This window comes from Pseudomonas sp. NFX5 (genome assembly GCF_049132125.1).
GTDB lineage: Bacteria > Pseudomonadota > Gammaproteobacteria > Pseudomonadales > Pseudomonadaceae > Aquipseudomonas > Aquipseudomonas marginalis.
The window spans coordinates 112,537-131,450 of record NZ_JAFMZG010000002.1 but is presented as its reverse complement, the minus strand read 5'-3'; the positions used below and the strand labels follow the sequence as shown (position 1 = coordinate 131,450).

17 protein-coding genes and 1 pseudogene are annotated in these 18,914 nt (G+C 62.3%); 11 read left to right on the top strand and 7 right to left on the bottom strand.

Annotated features, from left to right (window positions below; translation table 11 throughout):
- Window positions 1-31: 31 nt before the first annotated feature.
- On the bottom strand, window positions 32-1,009 hold the full coding sequence (locus tag J1N02_RS00655; RefSeq protein ID WP_421147054.1) for an ABC transporter permease: 978 nt from the start codon (window positions 1,007-1,009) through the stop codon (window positions 32-34).
- Complete coding sequence (locus J1N02_RS00650) at window positions 1,006-2,493, bottom strand: sugar ABC transporter ATP-binding protein (RefSeq protein WP_092356741.1); 1,488 nt, start codon at window positions 2,491-2,493, stop codon at window positions 1,006-1,008. Before J1N02_RS00650 ends, J1N02_RS00655 begins: the two co-directional genes overlap by 4 nt.
- A gap of 283 nt (window positions 2,494-2,776) precedes the next feature.
- Between J1N02_RS00650 and rpiB the strand changes: the two genes are divergently transcribed.
- From rpiB to J1N02_RS00635, 3 genes are all read left to right on the top strand, one after another.
- A complete protein-coding gene (gene rpiB / locus J1N02_RS00645; RefSeq protein ID WP_016969738.1) occupies window positions 2,777-3,238 on the top strand; it encodes a ribose 5-phosphate isomerase B in 462 nt (153 codons plus the stop codon).
- A 63-nt stretch (window positions 3,239-3,301) separates the two neighbouring features.
- A complete protein-coding gene (locus tag J1N02_RS00640; protein ID WP_027608636.1) occupies window positions 3,302-4,282 on the top strand; it encodes a sugar-binding transcriptional regulator in 981 nt (326 codons plus the stop codon).
- A 554-nt stretch (window positions 4,283-4,836) separates the two neighbouring features.
- The gene (locus J1N02_RS00635; protein WP_421147053.1) at window positions 4,837-6,405 is read left to right on the top strand and encodes a TerC family protein; all 1,569 of its coding nucleotides are present in this window, start codon (window positions 4,837-4,839) and stop codon (window positions 6,403-6,405) included.
- Window positions 6,406-6,424: 19 nt separating this feature from the next.
- On the opposite strand, the pseudogene J1N02_RS00630 reads toward J1N02_RS00635, so the two are convergent.
- Together J1N02_RS00630 and J1N02_RS00625 are read right to left on the bottom strand one after the other, a co-directional pair.
- Window positions 6,425-6,715, bottom strand: a pseudogene (locus J1N02_RS00630) (thioredoxin family protein); the annotation flags it as partial.
- Between the two features lie 75 nt (window positions 6,716-6,790).
- Window positions 6,791-7,039, bottom strand: a complete 249-nt coding sequence (locus tag J1N02_RS00625) for a hypothetical protein (protein ID WP_027608634.1) — start codon at window positions 7,037-7,039, stop codon at window positions 6,791-6,793.
- 332 nt (window positions 7,040-7,371) lie between these two features.
- Between J1N02_RS00625 and J1N02_RS00620 the strand changes: the two genes are divergently transcribed.
- From J1N02_RS00620 to J1N02_RS00585, 8 genes are all read left to right on the top strand, one after another.
- Window positions 7,372-8,220 (top strand): transporter substrate-binding domain-containing protein, encoded by an 849-nt coding sequence (locus J1N02_RS00620; protein WP_027608633.1) that lies wholly within the window; start codon window positions 7,372-7,374, stop codon window positions 8,218-8,220.
- A 52-nt stretch (window positions 8,221-8,272) separates the two neighbouring features.
- Window positions 8,273-8,935: an amino acid ABC transporter permease gene (locus J1N02_RS00615; RefSeq protein ID WP_027608632.1), complete on the top strand. Its 663-nt coding sequence runs from the start codon at window positions 8,273-8,275 to the stop codon at window positions 8,933-8,935.
- An 11-nt stretch (window positions 8,936-8,946) separates the two neighbouring features.
- Window positions 8,947-9,609: an amino acid ABC transporter permease gene (locus J1N02_RS00610; protein ID WP_421147052.1), complete on the top strand. Its 663-nt coding sequence runs from the start codon at window positions 8,947-8,949 to the stop codon at window positions 9,607-9,609.
- Window positions 9,606-10,388, top strand: a complete 783-nt coding sequence (locus J1N02_RS00605; RefSeq protein WP_027608630.1) for an amino acid ABC transporter ATP-binding protein — start codon at window positions 9,606-9,608, stop codon at window positions 10,386-10,388. Before J1N02_RS00610 ends, J1N02_RS00605 begins: the two co-directional genes overlap by 4 nt.
- Window positions 10,389-10,404: 16 nt before the next feature.
- A complete protein-coding gene (locus tag J1N02_RS00600) occupies window positions 10,405-10,794 on the top strand; it encodes a RidA family protein (protein ID WP_012723821.1) in 390 nt (129 codons plus the stop codon).
- Window positions 10,795-10,963: 169 nt separating this feature from the next.
- The gene (locus J1N02_RS00595; protein ID WP_027608629.1) at window positions 10,964-11,728 is read left to right on the top strand and encodes an IclR family transcriptional regulator; all 765 of its coding nucleotides are present in this window, start codon (window positions 10,964-10,966) and stop codon (window positions 11,726-11,728) included.
- Between the two features lie 9 nt (window positions 11,729-11,737).
- A complete protein-coding gene (locus tag J1N02_RS00590; protein WP_405125697.1) occupies window positions 11,738-12,946 on the top strand; it encodes an amino acid deaminase in 1,209 nt (402 codons plus the stop codon).
- 10 nt (window positions 12,947-12,956) lie between these two features.
- Window positions 12,957-13,868 carry a sugar kinase gene (locus tag J1N02_RS00585; RefSeq protein WP_368962486.1) on the top strand — a complete coding sequence of 304 codons (912 nt, stop codon included), beginning with the start codon at window positions 12,957-12,959 and terminating at the stop codon, window positions 13,866-13,868.
- A gap of 81 nt (window positions 13,869-13,949) precedes the next feature.
- On the opposite strand, the gene J1N02_RS00580 is transcribed toward J1N02_RS00585, so the two are convergent.
- The 3 genes from J1N02_RS00580 to J1N02_RS00570 all read right to left on the bottom strand — a co-directional run bounded on the left by J1N02_RS00580 (window position 13,950) and on the right by J1N02_RS00570 (window position 18,857).
- Window positions 13,950-14,225 carry a peptidylprolyl isomerase gene (locus J1N02_RS00580; protein ID WP_065941977.1) on the bottom strand — a complete coding sequence of 92 codons (276 nt, stop codon included), beginning with the start codon at window positions 14,223-14,225 and terminating at the stop codon, window positions 13,950-13,952.
- Window positions 14,226-14,256: 31 nt separating this feature from the next.
- Window positions 14,257-16,764, bottom strand: a complete 2,508-nt coding sequence (locus tag J1N02_RS00575) for a PAS domain-containing hybrid sensor histidine kinase/response regulator (protein WP_027608626.1) — start codon at window positions 16,762-16,764, stop codon at window positions 14,257-14,259.
- 134 nt (window positions 16,765-16,898) lie between these two features.
- The gene (locus tag J1N02_RS00570; protein WP_421147051.1) at window positions 16,899-18,857 is read right to left on the bottom strand and encodes an acetoacetate--CoA ligase; all 1,959 of its coding nucleotides are present in this window, start codon (window positions 18,855-18,857) and stop codon (window positions 16,899-16,901) included.
- Between the last annotated feature and the right edge of the window lie 57 nt (window positions 18,858-18,914).

The following is an 18,914-nucleotide window of genomic DNA, read 5'->3' as shown; positions in this document are numbered from 1 at the left end:
GAACTCCGGTTATTGTTGTAGTGGTCGTTCTCTAGCGTTTTTTCTTGCGCCACACGTCGATCAGTACTGCAAACACGATGATCAGGCCCTTGGCGACCTGCTGGTAATAGGAGGACACGCCGAGCAGGTTCAGGCCGTTGTTGATCACGCCGATCAACAACGCGCCGAACAGCGTGCCGACAATGCTGCCGGTGCCGCCCGACAGGCTGGTGCCGCCGATCACCACGGCGGCTATCGCGTCCAGCTCATAGGAAACCCCGGCCTGGGGCAGGGCGGAGGTGGTACGTGCCGACAACACCACGCCGGCCAACCCGGCGAGCAGGCCGGACACCACGTACACCGAAAACATCACCTTGCGCACGCCGATCCCGGAGGTGCGCGCGCTTTTTTCATTGCCGCCCACCGCGTACACGTAGCGGCCGTAGGTGGTGTAGCGCAGCACCATCCAGAAGATCAGCGCGACCACCGCAAAGATGATGATCGGCACGCCAATCGGGCCGATCTTGCCTATGCCCAGGGCCAGGTAGGCGTCGGGCAGGTCGGTGATCGGGCTGCCGTCGTTGAGGATGAAGGTCATGCCACGGGCAATGCTGAGCATGCCGAGGGTGGCCACGAACGGTGGGATCGACAGGTTGGCGACCATAACGCCGTTGACCACGCCGAGCATCGCCCCGGCAAACATCCCCGCGCTCACTGCCGCCAGCAGCCCGTAGCCCTGGGTCGCGACCATGGCGCTGCACAATCCGGCAAAGGCCAGGATCGAACCGACGGAGAGGTCGATGCCCTTGGTCAGGATCACGTAGGTCATGCCCACCGCGAGGATGCCGTTGATGGAGGTCTGGCGCAGGATGTCCATCCAGTTGCGCCAGGTCATGAAGTACTCGCTGGAAAACGCCATCACCACGCACAGCAGGATAAACACCAGTGGCAGGCCAAAGCGGTCGAGGGACAGGCGCAGGCGGTTGCGCGGTGCGGTGGTGATAGGGGCGGCAATGGTTTTGGCATTCATGAGGCAAGACTCAACAGGGCTTCCTGGGAAAGGGCGGTGTCGGTGCTGATGGTCACCAGGCGGCCGCCCTTGAAGACGGCGATGCGGTCACTCAGGTGCAACAGTTCCGGGGCTTCCGACGACACCACGATGGCGGCGCCACCGGCGCGCACGAATTGATCCAGCAGGTGGTAGATCTCCTGCTTGGCGCCCTCATCGATACCCCGGGTCGGCTCATCGCACAGCAGGCACACCGGTTCGGTCGACAGGCATTTGGCAAGCACCACTTTCTGTTGGTTGCCGCCGCTCATGGACGCCACCGGCAGTTCCAGTGAGGTGGTTTTGATCTGCAGGCGCTTGACCATGTCCTGGGCCAGTTGGGTTTCCTTGCGTGCGTTGATCAGCGACCAGCTCGACAGGCGCTTGTAGGCCGACAGCGCAATGTTGGAAAGAATGCTGCCGGTCAGCACCAGGCCGCTGTCCTTGCGGTCTTCGGTGACCAGCGACATGCCGGCATTGATGGTCGCCTTGGGCAGGCCGACGGGCATGGGCTTGCCTTGCAGGGTGACGCTGCCGGAGTCGGCCACGGTCAGGCCATAGATGCAGTTGAGGAATTCACTGCGCCCCGAGCCCATCAGGCCGTAGATGCCGAGGATTTCACCCTGGCGCAGTTGCAGGCTGATGTCGTGGAACTCGCCGGCGCGGCTGAGGTTGTCGATTTGCAGGCAGGTGTCGGCGGCGCATTCGCGGCCGACCTTGTGGTCGATGCGGGTCAGTTCCTGGCCAACGATGCCGCGCACCAGGTGGTCGCGGTCGATATCGGCCATGCGTCCGCTTTCCACAAAGGCGCCGTCGCGGAAGATGCTGTAGTCATCAGCGATCTGCGCTAGTTCGCTCAAGCGGTGCGATACATAGACGATGCCGGCGCCCCGCGCGGTGAGGCGGCGAATCGCCTTGAACAGGGTTTCGGCTTCGCGCTCGCCAATGGCCGACGTTGGCTCGTCCATGATCATCACCTGGCAGTCATGGCTGAACGCCTTGGCGATTTCCACCAGCTGGATCTGCGCCACGCTCAGTCGGTGCATGGGGCTGCTGGCGTCCACCTCGAATTCCAGGCTTTCCAGCAGCTCGCGGGTGCGGCGGTTCAAGGCCTTGTTGTCGACGATGCAGCCGGCGCGGCGCGGTTCGCGGCCCAGCCAGATGTTTTCGGCGACGGTCATGTAGGGGATCGGTTCCAGTTCCTGGGTGATCATCGCGATCCCCGCCGCGAGGGCTTCGCTGGGGCGATTGAACTGTACGGCGGTGCCGTTGAGCAGAATGCTGCCGGCATCGCGCGGGGTGATGCCCATCAGGATGCTCAGGAAAGTCGACTTGCCTGCGCCATTGCCGCCGCACAGGGCGTGGACGCTGCCGGCCCGCAGAGAGAGGCGCCCGTCACGCAGGGCAGGGATCCCGGCGTAAGCCTTGGCGACGTGTTCAGCCTGGAGCAGTAATGGCGTGGCCATCGGCGTGTCCTCGTGCTGTGAATTCTTATTAGGTCGCACAGTCATGTTTCGCTGTGATCATATGTGTATCAAATGAAATTCTGATCAGTCAATCTCTTTCATGTAAATGCTGCGATTCTGATCTTTTTCGCCAATTACCCTTTCTTAGAGCGCTTTGACTGGCAGGTCAGTTAAATCCCGCTTGACAGAAGAGGGGTAACGCCTGCGAAATGAATGAGAGAAATTTCATTGAGTGATCAATTGATCAGTCGTAAGCACCCTCACGGCAGCGGAGCCAGACATCATGAACACACCTTTCCCGGTGGCTATCGGATGCGATGAAGCGGGTTTTGAGCTCAAGGAGCTGTTAAAGCGCCATATCGAGGCGCTGGGCTATCCGGTGACCGACTTCGGCACCCATTCCACCGCGCCGGTGTTGTACCCGGACATCGCCCTGGCCGTGGCCACCGCCATCAACGCCGGGCAGCAGCGCCTGGGCGTGCTGGTGTGCGGCACGGGGATCGGCATGGCGATCTCGGCCAACAAGGTGCTCGGGATTCGTGCGGCCCAGGCCCATGACACGTACTCGGCAGAGCGGGCGCGCAAGAGCAACGATGCGCAGATCCTCTCTATCGGCGCGCGGGTGATCGGCGCCGAACTGGCGAAAAGCATCGTCAAGTCGTTCCTGGAGTCGGAGTTCGAGGCGGCCCGTTCCGGGGCCAAGGTCGAGCGCATCAATGCGATCGAGCGCGATGGGCATCAATAGTGGACGTAGCAGGGCAAGAGTCGGGAGAATGCGCCTTTGACGCCGAAACGGAAGCCCGTCCCCATGAGTGACAGTACCCAGCGCATGGCCAGCGATATTGATCAGATGACCGAAGTGGCGATGCTCTATTACCTCGAGAACGTCACTCAGGAAGCCATCGCCAAGCGCTTCGACCTGTCCCGGGCAAAAGTCAGCCGATTGCTCAAGCGCGCGCGGGATGAGGGCATTGTCGAGGTGCGCGTCTTGCAGCATCCGGCGATGAACAACGAGCTGGAACAGGCCTTGGTGGCGCGCTTCAAGCTGGATCGCGCGTTGATCGCGGTGGACCACAGCGACCCCGATACCCAACGCTCGGCCGTCGCCAGCCTGGTGGCCAACTACCTGAACAAGACCTTGAGCGACGGCATGATCGTCGCCGTGGGCATGGGTCGCAACGTCGGCGCCGTGGCCGATAACGTGTTCCTGCCGGTGACGCGCAACTGCACATTTGTCTGCGCCATTGGCGGTTCGCTCAAGGCCGGCGAATACATGAACCCCGATCACATCTGCCGGCGCCTGGCCCTGCGCTTTGGCGGCGAGAGTGAAAGCCTGTACGCCCCGGCCCTGGTGGCCAACCCGGAGTTGCGCGGGGTGTTGATCAACAATGACACGGTGCGCTCCACCCTCGACCGTGCGCGGCGGGCTGACATGGCGCTGATCGGCATCGGCGACATGAGCGAGAACAGCAATATGGTCCGTATGGGCTGGTTCTCGCCCCAGGAAATCGCCCAGGCACGCTTGTCCGGCACCGTGGGCGACATGATGGGCTATGACTTCATCGACATCCACGGCCAGCCGGCAGTCAACGCGATCCAGGGGCGAGTGATCGGGTTGACGGTGCAGGAGTTGTTCCGCATCCCGGACGTGGTGGCGATTGCCAGTGAGAACACCAAGGCGGCGGCGACGTTGGGGGCGTTGCGGTCGGGGGTGATCAATACCCTGGCGACGACGGTGACGAATGCCCACACCATCCTGGCGCTGGACGATGCAACCCGTAAAACCTGACACGCCCTCATCGGGGCATGGGTATCTACACAACGTTGGCTCAACGCCGGACGCCCGGCAGACAGGGCTGTTGTGGTGAGCGGGCTTGTCGAATCGTCGCACCGCCCGCGCTGGGCTGCGAAGCAGCCCCAGTAAAGAAGAACGCGGTGTATCAGGCACTCTGTAGAGGCTGGTTTTGGGGCTGCTTCGCAGCCCAGCGCGGGGCAAGCCCGCTCACCACAGAGATTTGGCAAAATCTTAAAAGTTGTGTAGATACTCATGCTCATCGGGGGCAAGCCCCTTCCCACATGATTTTGTGTGGGGCTCGAAGACAGGTTTTGTAATAGTTTTGCGTTGCAGGAAATTTGTATTTCGCCTGTAGGATTCAAGTCCTTTTGTTATTTCAGGACCTGCATGAACATCCTCTCGGAGCCTCCCAGTCGTCTTTCCCCAAGACATCCGCCGCCGCTGTTCCCGCTGAAACACCCCGTATCCCGACTGCCAGCCGTGTCCCGGTCCACCGACCGCGCCTTGCCGTGCCCGGCATTCTGAAACCTGTAGAGAGACTGATATAAATGGAATGGTTAGCGGATCCAACGGCCTGGCTCGGCCTGTTGACCTTGATTGTGCTGGAACTGGTGCTGGGCATCGACAACCTGGTGTTTATTGCGATCCTGGCGGACAAGCTGCCGCCGGAGCAGCGCGACCGTGCGCGCTTGATCGGTTTGTCCCTGGCGCTGCTGATGCGCCTGGGCCTGCTGGCGAGTATTTCCTGGTTGGTGACCCTGACCCAGCCGCTGTTCGAGGTGTTCGACAAGAGCTTCTCCGGCCGTGACCTGATCATGCTGTTCGGCGGTGTGTTCCTGTTGTTCAAGGCCACCATGGAATTGCATGAACGCCTGGAAGGCCATGTGGCCCAGCGCACCGGCAACGTGGCATACGCCATGTTCTGGCCGATTGTGGCGCAGATCGTGGTGCTCGACGCGGTGTTCTCCCTGGATGCGGTGATCACGGCCGTGGGCATGGTGGATGAGTTGGCGGTGATGATGATCGCGGTGATCATTTCCATCGGCCTGATGATCGTCGCGAGCAAGCCGCTCACACGCTTCGTCAACGCCCACCCGACGGTGATCATGCTGTGCCTGGGCTTCCTGATGATGATCGGTTTTGCCCTGACCGCCGAAGGCCTGGGTTTCCATATTCCCAAGGGCTACCTGTACGCGGCGATTGGTTTCTCGATCCTGATCGAGGTGTTCAACCAGATTGCCCGCGCGCGTCGCAAGAAGTCGGCCCAAGGCGTGTTGCCGGTGCGTGAGCGCACGGCCCATGCGGTGATGCGCTTGCTCGGCGGTCGCAGCCTGGCGGTGGAGGAGGTGGGGGAAGAGGTGGCTGACCTGCTGGGCGAGACGGATGCCGCCCAGGGGCCGCTGTTCGACCGACGCGAGCGGGTGATGATCAGCGGTGTGCTGCAACTGGCCGAGCGGCCGATTCGCAGCTTGATGACGCCGCGGGCCAACGTCGACTTTATCGACCTGGCGGACGACCCCGACACGATTCGCCTGAAGCTGATGCATTCGTCCTATTCGCGCCTGCCGTTGATCCGCAATGGCGCGGTGGATGAGCCGCTGGGCTTTGTGCACAAGAAGGAATTGCTCAAGGAATACCTGGCCGGCAATGAGCCGAACCTGGAGCACCTCGCACGCCGGGCGATCAACCTGCTGGAGAGCTTTTCGATCCTCAACGCCCTGGAGCAGATGCGCCAGGAATCCACCCATATCGCCTTCGTGATCAACGAGTTCGGTGACTTCATGGGCGTATTGAGCATGACCGACATTCTTGAATCCATTGCCGGTGAGTTGCCGGATGCCAGTGAGATCGAAGGGCCGGATATTGTCGAGAAGGGCGCGGGCTTCCGTGCCAATGGCGCCCTGAATCTCACCCAGATTCGTCAGCGTACCGGCTTCAAGGCCGTCGCGACCGAGGATTACCAGACCCTGGCCGGCCTGGTGATGAGCCTGCTCGACCGCCTGCCGGTGGTGGGTGATAGCCTGGAGCATGAGGGCTGGCGCCTGACGGTGGCGGCGGTAGAGGAGCGGCGGGTGACGCAGGTGTTATTGCAGCCTTGCGGCGTGCATAACGCTTGAAGGTGTCCTCCACAAACTGCGCTTGCTGCTCCTCGGGTCCGAAACCCTTGAATGTTTCCATCAAGGTGCCGTTCTGGAAGATCAGCAGCGTCGGGGTGCCTGTAACCTGCGGGTGCCTCGGCGTTTTCGCGCAATCGAGCACCAGGCTCACTACTGATCGGTACTGGGCGGCAATCTGCTCAAACAGCGGCCCGGCTACCCCGCAGGCCGGGCAGTGAGCTGAGATGAACAGCATGAATACCGGGCGCGAACTGCTCAGCACGCGCCGGTAGTCGTCGGTAGTGGCAATGGTCGCAGTGGCAATCCCCATGATGATCTCCCTTTGGGCCTTGCAGGGTTTTTGCCAACGCTAAGCCCGGGGACCGTTACCGTCTACTGTCAACCTTCACAGGTCTGCCTCACGCTCCACACGTTCCCGGGCCTTGCGCGCCTGGTTTGCGCACTTGCGGTATTCCTCATTGTCCCGGGAGGCCTTGGCCCGGCGGTAGTCGTGGTGGTTCTGGCTGGTGTAGTTGGTGTCGAAGGCTTCCTTGAGCCTGCGCAGTTCTTCCTTGCAGTCGCGGCGGTCGTTGCTGGCCGACGCGTTGCCGGCTGCCAGCAAGGTGAGCACCACCAGGGTAAGACATGACTTCATCAGGGCAGGGTCCTTGTCGGCAGGGATGTGCCAAGGCTAGTCCAGCGTGGGGATTTTTCCACGCTGCACGCGCACTGCAACGGTGCGCGGTAACGCTGTTGCAGTGCGTCCGCCGGGACCTGTCACCGCCATATGGGGCCCTGGGTAGCAAAGAGATTGCAGATGCTGGCGTAGCGCCTTGTCTCCCCAAAATATTTATCTATCTGATTTAACAAGCCTTTATTGCAGGCATGTTTTTCTTTGAGGGCGTGTGGCACACTTTCTGCTGTCTATTCCGTTGTTACATACTAAGTTCCGGTATAGCGGAATACACAACTCCTGGAGTGCTTGTCATGCATCACCGACCTTCCGTGTTCAAAGCGTGTGTTTTTCTCTTCGCCGCATCGGCTTCCCTCGCAGGCATCGTGCAGGCGGCGGACAGCAAGCTCGATGATGTGCTCAAGCGTGGGCACCTGATCGTGGGTACAGGCAGTACCAATGCGCCGTGGCACTTCCAGGGAGCGGATGGCAAGTTGCAGGGGTTTGATATCGACATCGGCCGGATTGTGGCCAAGGGCTTGTTCAACGACCCGAGCAAGGTCGAGTTTGTGGTGCAGTCGTCCGACGCACGCATTCCCAACCTGCTGACCGACAAGGTCGACATGAGCTGCCAGTTCATCACCGTCACCGCCAGCCGTGCCCAGCAAGTGGCGTTCACGCTGCCGTACTACCGCGAAGGCGTGGGCCTGCTGCTGCCGAACAACAGCAAGTACAAGGAAATCGAAGACCTGCAGGCGGCGGGCGATGGCGTCACCGTGGCGGTGCTGCAGAACGTGTATGCCGAAGAGCTGGTGCACCAGGCGCTGCCCAAGGCCAAGGTCGACCAGTACGACAGCGTCGACCTGATGTACCAGGCGGTGAACTCCGGTCGCGCCGATGCCGCCGCCACCGACCAGTCCTCGGTCAAGTACCTGATGGTGCAGAACCCCGGCCGCTACCGCAGCCCGGCCTACGCCTGGAGCCCGCAGACCTACGCGTGCGCGGTCAAGCGTGGCGACCAGGACTGGCTGAACTTCGTCAACACCGCGCTGCATGAGGCCATGACCGGTGTGGAATTCCCCACCTACAAGGCGTCGTTCAAGCAGTGGTTCGGTGTGGACCTGCCGGAACCTGCCATCGGCTTTCCCGTCGAGTTCAAGTGATTCGTGAAAACCGGGGCGCCGCCAACGGCGCCCCCATCAGGTACTGCTGACCATGAACTATCAGTTGAACTTTGCCGCCGTGTGGCGCGATTTCGACACCTTGCTGGCGGGGCTCGGCCTGGGCCTGCAACTGGCATTGCTGTCGATCGCCATCGGTTGCGTGATCGGCCTGTTGATGGCGTTTGCCATGCTGTCCAGACACCGTGCGTTGCGAATCCTGGCCTCGGTGTATGTGACGGTGATCCGCAATACGCCGATCCTGGTGCTGATCCTGTTGATCTACTTTGCGTTGCCCAGCCTGGGTATCCGCCTGGACAAGATCCCGTCGTTCATCATCACCCTGTCGCTGTACGCCGGTGCCTACCTGACCGAAGTGTTCCGCGCCGGGCTGTTGAATATTCCCAAGGGCTTGCGCGAAGCCGGACTGGCCATCGGCCTCGGCGAATGGCGGATCCGTGCGTATATCACCGTACCGGTGATGCTGCGCAACGTACTGCCCGCGCTGTCGAACAACTTTATCTCGCTGTTCAAGGACACCTCGCTGGCCGCCGCCATCGCAGTGCCCGAGCTGACCTATTACGCCCGCAAGATCAACGTCGAAAGCTACCGGGTGATTGAAACCTGGCTGGTCACGACCGCGCTCTACGTGGCGGCCTGTTACCTCATTGCCATGCTGCTCCGTTACCTGGAGCAGCGTCTGGCGATCCGTCGTTAAGGAGGGTGTCCATGTACGAGTCCCCCAGCTGGCTGCATGAGTTGTGGATCGCCCGGGATACGCTCTGGGCGGGGTTTCAGGCCAGTGTCGCGGTGTCGGTGCTGGCGATTATCTTTGGCACGCTGATCGGTATCGTCGCCGGGTTGATCCTGACCTACGGCAAATTCTGGATGCGCGCACCGTTTCGCCTGTATGTCGACCTGATCCGTGGCACGCCGGTGTTTGTGCTGGTGTTGGCGTGTTTCTACATGCTGCCGGCGCTTGGCTGGAAAATCACCGCGTTCCAGGCCGGCGCCGTCGGGCTCACGCTGTTCTGCGGCTCCCACGTCTCGGAAATCGTGCGCGGTGCACTGCAAGCCATTCCCCGTGGGCAACTGGAAGCGGGCAAGGCGATTGGCCTGACGTTCCAGCAGTCCCTGGCCTACGTGCTGCTGCCCCAGGCGCTGCGGCAGATCCTGCCGACCTGGGTCAATTCCTCGACGGAAATCGTCAAGGCCTCGACCTTGCTCTCGGTGATCGGCGTGGCCGAATTGCTGCTGAGTACCCAACAAGTGATCGCGCGTACCTTCATGACCCTGGAGTTCTACCTGTTCGCCGGGTTTCTGTTCTTTGTCATCAACTACGCCATCGAGTTATTCGGGCGCTACATTGAAAAGCGGGTGGCCTTGCCATGAACCAACCTCAAACAACCGAGCCGCTGCTGGACATCCGCGGCCTGCGTAAACAATACGGCGAGGTCGAAGTGCTCAAGGGCGTCGACCTGTCCATGGCGCGCGGCAACGTGGTGACGTTGATCGGCTCCAGCGGCTCGGGCAAGACTACCTTGCTGCGTTGCGTCAACCTGCTGGAAGAATTCCAGGGCGGGCAGATCACCCTGGATGGCGAGTCCATCGGCTACAGCGACATCGGCGGCAAGCGCGTGCGTCACCCCGAACGCGTGATCGCCCAGCACCGGGCGATGACCGGCATGGCGTTCCAGCAGTTCAACCTGTTTCCCCATCTGAGCGCATTGCAGAACGTCACCCTCGGCCTGTTGAAAGTTAAGAAAATGCCTAAGGACGAGGCGGTGGCACTCGCGGAAAAATGGTTGGACCGTGTAGGACTTTTGCAGCGCCGCGATCACTTCCCCGGCCAGCTGTCCGGCGGCCAGCAACAGCGTGTGGCGATAGCCCGTGCCATTGCCATGAACCCGAGCCTGATGCTCTTCGACGAAGTCACGTCGGCCCTCGACCCGGAACTGGTGGGCGAGGTGCTCAGTGTGATCAAGGGCCTGGCGGAAGAGGGCATGACCATGTTGCTGGTCACCCACGAAATGCGCTTTGCCTATGAAGTCTCGGACAAGATCGTCTTCATGAACCAGGGCCGGATTGAAGAGCAGGGCTCGTCGAAGGACATCTTCGAGCGGCCACAATCGCCGCGCCTGGCGGAATTTCTCAAGAACATTCGTTTTTAATCAGGAGCATCGTTTTATGAGCATCACTCGTTACGGAGCCGGCAGTACGGCCGGCGGTGGCCAGCCGCGTCCCTTCGCCCGCGCGGTGGAAGCGGACGGTTGGCTGTACGTCTCGGGCCAAGTGCCTGCGGTGGACGGCGAAATCATCACCGGCGGGATCATCGAGCAAACCCGGCAGACCCTGCGCAACGTGGTGGCGATCCTCGAAGAAGCCGGCTACGAGTTGAAAGACGTGGTGCGGGTCGGCGTGTGGCTGGAAGACCCGCGGGACTTCTGGAGTTTCAACAAGGTCTTCGGCGAATACTTCACCCCGGAACACGCGCCGGCGCGCGCCTGTGTGCAGGCCAACATGATGGTGGACTGCAAGGTCGAGATTGATTGCGTGGCCTACAAGAAAAAGGGCTAAATTGCCCTCACCCTTAAGCCCACTGCAAATCCAATGTGGGAGGGGGCTTGCCCCCGATGGCGGTGAGTCAGTCACAAATGCATGTGCTGACACTCCCTCATCGGGGGCAAGCCCCCTCCCACAGGAGAATTGTGTCGTACCCAACAACTTCGACCGGACCGATATCGCCATGACCGAAGACACCATCAAACGCCGCGCCAAAGGCCTGGACCGTGCATTCGATATCCTCGATTTTCTCAAGGAAATCGGCCAGCCCCTGCGCCCGAATGATATTGCCAGTGGCATCGGCAGCCCCAAATCCACGGTCTACGAATTGGTCGCCTCCTTGTTGGAGCGGCGCATCCTCGAAACCGTGGGCAAGGACGGTCACGTCTACCTCGGCCGTCAGTTGTATTTCCTCGGCCAGGCCCACTTGCGTCATTTCGACCTGACCCGCGAGGCCGACCACGCCTTGCAGGAGATCGTCAGCCAAACCCACGAAACCGCGCAGATGTGCCTACTCAACGGGCGCAAATACACGGTGGCGCTGATGCGCGAAGGCGAGCGGCATTTCCGCATTTCCTCGGACATCGGTGAAGACGCGCCGATCCCATGGACCGCCTCCGGGCGCCTGTTGCTGGGGCACTTGAGCGACCAGCAGATCATCGAACTGATCGACCACGACGACTTTATCCTGCCGGACGGCCAGCGCCTGCCGCTGGAGACCTTCCTCGCGCAAATCCGCCAGGCCACCCTCGATGGGTTCTTTTCCTTCGACAGTGTGGCCGACACCTTTACCCACTGCTTTGCCGCCCCGGTCCGGGACGCGCAGGGCGTCAGCATTGCGACGCTGTGCATCGTCGCCCCTCGGGCCGATGCGAGCAAAAACTACAACGACTATCGCCGGGTGTTGATCGACAGCGCCAACAACCTGGCCCGTCGCATCAACGAATAGGAGTTTTCCATGTCAGCCATCAATGCCGTTGAAAAGGGCGCCGCCGCCGTCGGTGCCCACCTGGTCCGTGACGTCAGCCTGCCCGCCCTGGTGCTGCACCGCGACGCCCTGGAACACAACATTCGCTGGATGCAGGATTTCGTCAGCAACAGCGGCGCGGAACTGGCGCCCCACGGCAAGACCAGCATGATGCCGGCGTTGTTCCAGCGCCAGCTTGCCGCAGGCGCCTGGGGCATCACCCTGGCCAACGCGGTGCAGACCCGCGCCGCCTATGTCGGTGGCGTGCGCCGGGTGCTGATGGCCAACCAGTTGGTGGGCGCACCGAACATGGCGTTGATCGCCGACCTGCTGGCCGACAAGGATTTTGACTTTCACTGCATGGTCGACCACCCGGACAACGTCGCCGACCTGGGCCTGTTCTTCGCCGCCCGTGGCCTGCGCCTGAACGTGATGATCGAATACGGCGTGGTCGGTGGCCGTTGCGGTTGCCGCAGCGAGCAGGAAGTGCGCGACCTGGCCAAGGCGATCAAGGCCCAGCCGGCCCTGGCCCTCACCGGTATCGAAGGCTACGAAGGGGTGATCCACGGCGAGCACGCCATCAATGGCATCCGCGACTTCGCCGCGAGCCTGGTGCGCCTGGCCGTGGACCTGCAAAACAATGGGGCCTTCGACCTGCCCAAGCCCATTATCACGGCGTCTGGGTCGGCCTGGTACGACCTGATCGCCGAGTCCTTCGAAACCCAAAACGCCGCCGGCCGTTTCCTCAGCGTATTGCGCCCCGGCAGCTACGTGGCCCACGACCATGGCATCTACAAAGAGGCGCAATGCTGCGTGCTCGACCGTCGCAGCGACCTCCAGGAAGGCCTGCGCCCGGCCCTGGAAGTCTGGGCCCATGTGCAATCGTTGCCTGAGCCGGGCTTTGCGGTGATCGCCCTGGGCAAGCGCGACGTGGCCTACGACGCCGGTTTACCGGTGCCGCTTAAACGCTATCGCGCCGGGATCCTGCCGGCGGAAGGCGATGATGTGAGCGCCTGCACCGTCACCGCCGTGATGGACCAGCACGCCTTCATGACCGTTGCGGCAGGTGTCGAGCTGCGCATCGGCGACATCATTTCCTTCGGCACCTCGCACCCTTGCCTGACCTTCGACAAGTGGCAGGTCGGCTGCCTGGTGGATGAGCAGTTGCGGGTGATCGAGTCCCTGGAAACCCGTTTCTGAGTGTAAAGCCATGACCACCACCCACCCCCGCATCGCCCTGATCGGCGAATGCATGATCGAATTGCAACACCGCGCCGACGGCAGCCTGCAACAGAGCTTCGGCGGCGACACCCTGAACGCGGCGGTGTACCTGCGCCGTGAGCTGGGGGATATCGGCACGGTGGACTATGTCACCGCCTTGGGCGATGACAGCTTCAGCGACGCCATGTGTGCGCACTGGGCCGAAGAAGGCTTGGGCCTGGAGCGGGTCCAGCGCCTGCCCGGGCGTTTGCCCGGCTTGTACTGCATCCAGACCGATGCCAACGGCGAGCGCAAATTCCTCTACTGGCGCAACGAAGCGGCCGTGCGCGACTGCTTTACCACGCCGGCGGCTGCGCCGATCCTGGCGGCATTGCCGGACTACAACGTGGTGTATTTCAGCGGCATTACCCTGGCGGTGCTGGGTGAAGTCGGGCGCCAGCGCCTGCTCGAAGTGCTGATCGAAACCCGCCGACGTGGCGGCGCAGTGGTGTTTGACAACAACTACCGGCCACGGCTCTGGGCCACGGTGGACGTTGCCCGCGAGGCTTATCGCAGCGTACTGGCCGAGGTGGATATCGCCTTGCTGACCGAGGATGACGAACGCGCGTTGTTTGGTTATGCCGACAGCGAAGAGGTATTCGCGGCGTACCCGGCGATTGCGGAAGTGGTGCTCAAGCGCGGTGCGGATGCGTGTTTGATCCGTTGCGACGGTGAGCGCCTTGCCGTGCCGGCGCTGAAGGTGGAGAAGGTGGTGGACACTACGGCGGCGGGGGATTCGTTCAGTGCGGCGTACCTGGCCAGTCGGCTCAAGGGTGGTTCGCCCCAGGAGGCTGCTTTGGCCGGGCATCGATTGGCGAGCCGGGTTATCCAGGTGCCGGGGGCGCTGATCCCCAGGGAGTAGATGAATGGCCGCCTGCGGCGGATCGGGAGCAAACCCCCTGTGGGAGGGGGCTTGCCCCGATAGCGGTGTAAAGACAACCGCTCAGTCGCGGTAAAACACCTGCACCAGGTGATACCCGAACTTGCTCTTGATCGGCCCGTGCACCACCTTCACCGGTTTCTTGAAGATCACCGCATCGATCACCCCGACCATCTGCCCAGGCCGCACTTCACCCAAGTCGCCGCCGCGCTTGCCGGACGGGCACGTGGAGTACTTCCTGGCCAGCACATCAAAGGCTTCGCCCTTGGCAATGCGCTGCTTGAGCTGTTCGGCTTCTTCGCTGGTTTTCACCAGGATATGGCGGGCTTGGGCTTTCATCGGTCTCTACCAGGTGTGCGACGGCGCGCGATTATGCCTGAACTGAATCATCGACGCTGATCATGCTGCGGATTTTGGTCGCCAGCAGGTCGATGGAAAACGGCTTGGCGACCATGTCCATGCCGTCCTCCAGGAAGCCCTGGCGTTCGGCGGCTTTCTCCGCGTAGCCGGTCATGAACAGCACCTTGAGCCCCGGCCGATGCTGGCGGGCGATCTCCGCCAGTTGGCGGCCGTTCATGCCGGGCAGGCCGACGTCTGTCACCAGCAGGTCCACGCGCAAGTCCGACTCCAGCAACGGCAGCGCCGCACGGGCATCCGCCGCCTGGTGCGCGGTATAACCCAACTCGTCGAGCACATTGACCACCAGCATGCGCACCGCCGGGTCATCCTCGACCACCACCACCGCTTCGCCGGCAAGGGCCAGCGGGACTTCGCCCGGATGGGCGGGCTGGCTGCTTTCCAGGGAGGTGCCGTGCAGGCGCGGCAGGTACAGGCGCACGCAAGTGCCCTGGCCCGGTTCGCTCTGGATGGTCACGTGGCCACCGGACTGCTGGGCAAACCCATAGATCATCGACAGCCCCAGGCCGGTGCCCTGGCCGATGGGCTTGGTGGTGAAGAACGGGTCGAACGCCTTGGCGAGAATCTTCGGTGCCATGCCGCTGCCGTTGTCACACACGCCGAGCATCACGTAGTCGCCGGCCCTGACTGGTTCGAGGGTGGTGATATCGGTGCCGTCCAGGTAGCTGTTGGCGGTTTCGATCAGCAGTTCGCCGCCATCGGGCATGGCGTCGCGTGCGTTGATTACCAGGTTGAGCAGGGCGTTTTCCAGTTGGCTGGCGTCGGTGTTGACCGGCCAGATGTCGCGGCCCAGTTGCACCTTGAGCGTGATATGCGCGCCCTTGGTACGCTGGAACAGCTCCTCCAGGGACGCTACCAACTGGTTCGGATCCAGCGGGCGAAGGTCCAGCGACTGGCGCCGTGAAAACGCCAGCAGGCGGTGGGTGAGGGCGGCCGCGCGATGGGCCGAGGACACGGCGGCGTCGGTAAAGCGGCCGATCTCGTCGCTGCGCCCGGCGGCGATGTAGCGCTGCATCAGGTCCAGGCTGCCGATGATGCCGGTGAGCATATTATTGAAGTCGTGGGCGATACCGCCGGTGAGCTGGCCCACCGCTTCCATCTTCTGCGCATGGCGCAGGGCATCTTCGGCGCGCTCGCGCTCGAACATCTCGTTTTGCAGGCGTTCGTTGGCTTCGGCCAGCGCCTGGGTGCGCTGGGCCACGCGCTCCTCGAGGTTCTCGTTGAGGTGGCGCAGGGCTTCTTCGGTGAGTTTGCGTTCGGTTTCATCGATGACAAAGATGTAGAAACCGTTCACCGAGCCGTCATTGCTGAAGCGTGGCAGGTATTTCATCAACGCATGGCGCGGGCGGCCATCGCGATGGGGGGTGACGGTCATGAAACTGCAGGCCTTGCCCCTGAGCGCAGCGGCGATCTTGTCCTCGCGCCCGGCGTACACATCGTCGCCGAGCACTTCGCGGATGGTCTTGCCGTACAGCTCCTGGGGCGTCAGGCCGTACCAGTCGAGGTAGGCACTGTTGTTCAGGCGAAAACGCTGCTCGTGGTCGACGTAGCCGATCAGCACCGGCATGGCGTTGATGATCAACTGCAGTTCGGTCTGGCTCTGGCGCAGGGCCTGCTCGGTATTTTTGCGCTCGGTGAGGTCCAGTGCCGCGCCGAGGAAGCGCGCGGGGCGGCCTTGATGATCCTTGTAGCAACGCCCCCGGGCGAACACCCAGCGCACCTGGCCGTCGGCCTGTTGCAGGCGATATTCCTCGGCGTATTCAGTGCCGTAGGTGATGCAATGCTTGATGCTGCGCGCCACCATGCCGCGGTCTTCGGGATGTACGCCTTGCAGGTAGTCGCTGATCGGCAACCGGCTGGCGTCGCTTGGATCAACCCCGTGCAGGTAGGCGAAGTGCGCGTCGGCGATAAAGCGGTCTTCGCCAATGTCCCAGTCCCAGGTGCCCACCGCATCGGTGGCGGCCAGGGCCAGTTGCAGGCGTTGTTCGGTGTTGTGCTGGGCCTTGCGCCGTTCGTTGGTTTCGATGGCCGTGACCAGGATGCCGGCCACATTGGCGCTTTCATCGCGGATCGGGCTGTAGGTCAGGTCCAGCCAGATTTCGGTGTCGCGATTGTTGCGTTGCAGGACAAAACGCTGCTCGCTGAAGGTGCGCACCTGGCCGGTCAGCACGGCGTCGTAGATCGGCGCAGTGAAGCTTTCGAGTTCCGGCCAGGTCTGGTGCGCCGGCTGGCCCATGGCGTCCGGGTGTTTATTGCCCGCCAGCAGGGCGAAGCCGTCGTTGTAGAGTTGGGTGAGTTCGCTGCCCCACAGCAGGAGCATCGGCATCGGAGAGTGGATGACGATGTCCACGGCTGTGCGCAGGCTTTGCGGCCAATCATTGGCCTCACCGAGGGGGCTGTGCGCCCAGTCCAGCCGCGCAATCAATGCAGCGGCTTCGCTGCCGGTGGTTGTTCCCTTCATAAAAAGCCCTGAGCGTAACGCTTTGAAAAATGACAACACCCATTATCCCGTGGGACACCGATGGGTGACTACCCTCGAAAAATAGCATGCATTGAGGGTTTGTCTTCAAATGAGTGCGGCAGGGCTGAAACCTTTCATCTTTCCGCCAGTTCGGGGCGGTCGCGAAATTGCTCCAGGGCCTGCGGGTTGGCCAGTGCGTCGGTATTCTTCACCGGCTCGCCGTGCACCACGTTGCGCACCGCCAGTTCGACGATCTTGCCGCTGATGGTGCGGGGGATATCGCTGACGGCGAGGATCTTCGCCGGCACATGGCGCGGCGTGGTGTTGGCGCGGATCACCTGGCGGATCTGCTGCGCCAGGGCCTCATCCAGTTCGATGCCGTCATCCAGGCGCACAAACAGCACCACCCGCACATCGTCCTGCCAGCGTTGGCCGATGGCCAGGCTTTCCAGCACCTGCGGGACTTTTTCCACCTGGCGATAAATCTCCGCGGTGCCGATGCGCACGCCGCCGGGGTTGAGCACTGCGTCGGAGCGGCCGTGAATCAGCAGGCTGCCGTTGGGGCGTTGCTCGGCGTAGTCGCCCTGGGCCCACACGCCGGGAAACTGGCTGAAATACGAGGCGCGCAGCTTCTTCTGGTGCGGGTCGTTCCACAAACCGATGGGCATCGCCGGGAAGTGCCGGGTGCACACCAGCTCGCCTTTTTCCCCGACCAACGGTTGGCCCTGGTCGTCCCACACCTCGATGGCCATGGCCAGGCTCTTGCACTGCATTTCCCCGCGCCGCACCGGCAACACCGGATTGCCGATCACAAAGCAGGAGACAATATCGGTGCCGCCGGACATCGAGGACAGGCACAACTCGGCCTTGATCTCGCGGTACACGTAGTCGTAGCTCTGGGGCGACAAGGGCGAGCCGGTCGAAATCAGGCCCTTGAGGCTGCCCAGGTCGTGGCTCAGGCGCGGTTGCAGCCCGGCCTTTTCCAGGGTGGCGAGGAACTTGGGGCTGGTGCCGAACACGCTGATCTTTTCCGCGTCGATCAGGTCGATCAAGCGTTCCGGGCCGGGGTGAAACGGCGAGCCGTCATACAGCACCGCCGTGGCCCCGATCGCCAGCACCGAAACCAGCCAGTTCCACATCATCCAGCCGCAGGTGGTGTAGTAGAACAGGCAGTCCTCGCGGTAGATATCCGCGTGCAGGCCGTGTTCCTTGAGGTGGGTGAGCAGCACGCCGCCGGTGCCGTGGATGATGCATTTGGGCACGCCGGTGGTGCCGCTGGAGTAGAGGATGTACAGCGGATGGTCGAACGGCACTGCGACGAACACAGGCTCGCCGCCGGGTTGGTAGAAGTCGTTCCACAGGGCGACGCGGGCCTGGGTCTGATAGTCCTCGACGCAGGCCTGGGGCCGTGCATACGGGACGATGATCAATTGTTCCAGGGACGGCAGGCGTTCGAGGATTTCATTGAGCTTGACGCTTTGGTCGATGGTTTTACCGGCGTAGCGGTAGCCGGCGCAGGTGATCAGCACCTTGGGCTCGATCTGGCCGAAGCGGTCGATGACGCCTTGGGTGCCGAAGTCTGGCGAGGAGCATGACCAGATCGCGCCGAGGCTGGTGGTGGCCAGCATGCCGACCAGGGTTTGCCAGGTGTTGGGCATGCAGGCGGCGACCCGGTCACCGCGGCCGACACCGGCCGCCCGCAGGCTGTCCTGCAGGCCGGCGACGTGGGCGGCCAGTTCGGCGTAGGTCAGTTGTTCACGCTGGCCGTCTTCGCTGATCGCGACCACCGCCGGGTGATCGTCGCGGCGGCGCAACAGGTGTTCGGCAAAATTCAGGGTCGCGCCGGGAAACCACTGGGCGCTGGGCATCTCGACGTCTTCGATCAGCACTGCGCTGGGCGGGCTGCGAAACTGCACCTCGAAGAATGCCACGATCGCCTGCCAGAAATCCGGGCGCCGGTCGATGCTCCACTGGTGCAGGGCCGGGTAGTCGCTGAGCTGCACGCCGTGGCGATCATTGATAAAGCGTCGGAACTGGTCCATCCGCGTGGTGCGGATGCGTTCGGGGGAAGGTTGCCAGAGGATTTCGGACATCAGCACGGTCTCTTGTTCTTATGCAGGTTTTCCAAACTATAGAGTTCTAATGTGTCT

Coding starts and splice junctions, on each gene's coding strand:
- J1N02_RS00655 (WP_421147054.1), bottom strand. CDS start 1,009: ATGAATGCCAAAACCATTGCCGCCCCTATCACCACCGCACCGCGCAAC.
- J1N02_RS00650 (WP_092356741.1), bottom strand. CDS start 2,493: ATGGCCACGCCATTACTGCTCCAGGCTGAACACGTCGCCAAGGCTTAC.
- rpiB (WP_016969738.1), top strand. CDS start 2,777: ATGAACACACCTTTCCCGGTGGCTATCGGATGCGATGAAGCGGGTTTT.
- J1N02_RS00640 (WP_027608636.1), top strand. CDS start 3,302: ATGAGTGACAGTACCCAGCGCATGGCCAGCGATATTGATCAGATGACC.
- J1N02_RS00635 (WP_421147053.1), top strand. CDS start 4,837: ATGGAATGGTTAGCGGATCCAACGGCCTGGCTCGGCCTGTTGACCTTG.
- J1N02_RS00625 (WP_027608634.1), bottom strand. CDS start 7,039: ATGAAGTCATGTCTTACCCTGGTGGTGCTCACCTTGCTGGCAGCCGGC.
- J1N02_RS00620 (WP_027608633.1), top strand. CDS start 7,372: ATGCATCACCGACCTTCCGTGTTCAAAGCGTGTGTTTTTCTCTTCGCC.
- J1N02_RS00615 (WP_027608632.1), top strand. CDS start 8,273: ATGAACTATCAGTTGAACTTTGCCGCCGTGTGGCGCGATTTCGACACC.
- J1N02_RS00610 (WP_421147052.1), top strand. CDS start 8,947: ATGTACGAGTCCCCCAGCTGGCTGCATGAGTTGTGGATCGCCCGGGAT.
- J1N02_RS00605 (WP_027608630.1), top strand. CDS start 9,606: ATGAACCAACCTCAAACAACCGAGCCGCTGCTGGACATCCGCGGCCTG.
- J1N02_RS00600 (WP_012723821.1), top strand. CDS start 10,405: ATGAGCATCACTCGTTACGGAGCCGGCAGTACGGCCGGCGGTGGCCAG.
- J1N02_RS00595 (WP_027608629.1), top strand. CDS start 10,964: ATGACCGAAGACACCATCAAACGCCGCGCCAAAGGCCTGGACCGTGCA.
- J1N02_RS00590 (WP_405125697.1), top strand. CDS start 11,738: ATGTCAGCCATCAATGCCGTTGAAAAGGGCGCCGCCGCCGTCGGTGCC.
- J1N02_RS00585 (WP_368962486.1), top strand. CDS start 12,957: ATGACCACCACCCACCCCCGCATCGCCCTGATCGGCGAATGCATGATC.
- J1N02_RS00580 (WP_065941977.1), bottom strand. CDS start 14,225: ATGAAAGCCCAAGCCCGCCATATCCTGGTGAAAACCAGCGAAGAAGCC.
- J1N02_RS00575 (WP_027608626.1), bottom strand. CDS start 16,764: ATGAAGGGAACAACCACCGGCAGCGAAGCCGCTGCATTGATTGCGCGG.
- J1N02_RS00570 (WP_421147051.1), bottom strand. CDS start 18,857: ATGTCCGAAATCCTCTGGCAACCTTCCCCCGAACGCATCCGCACCACG.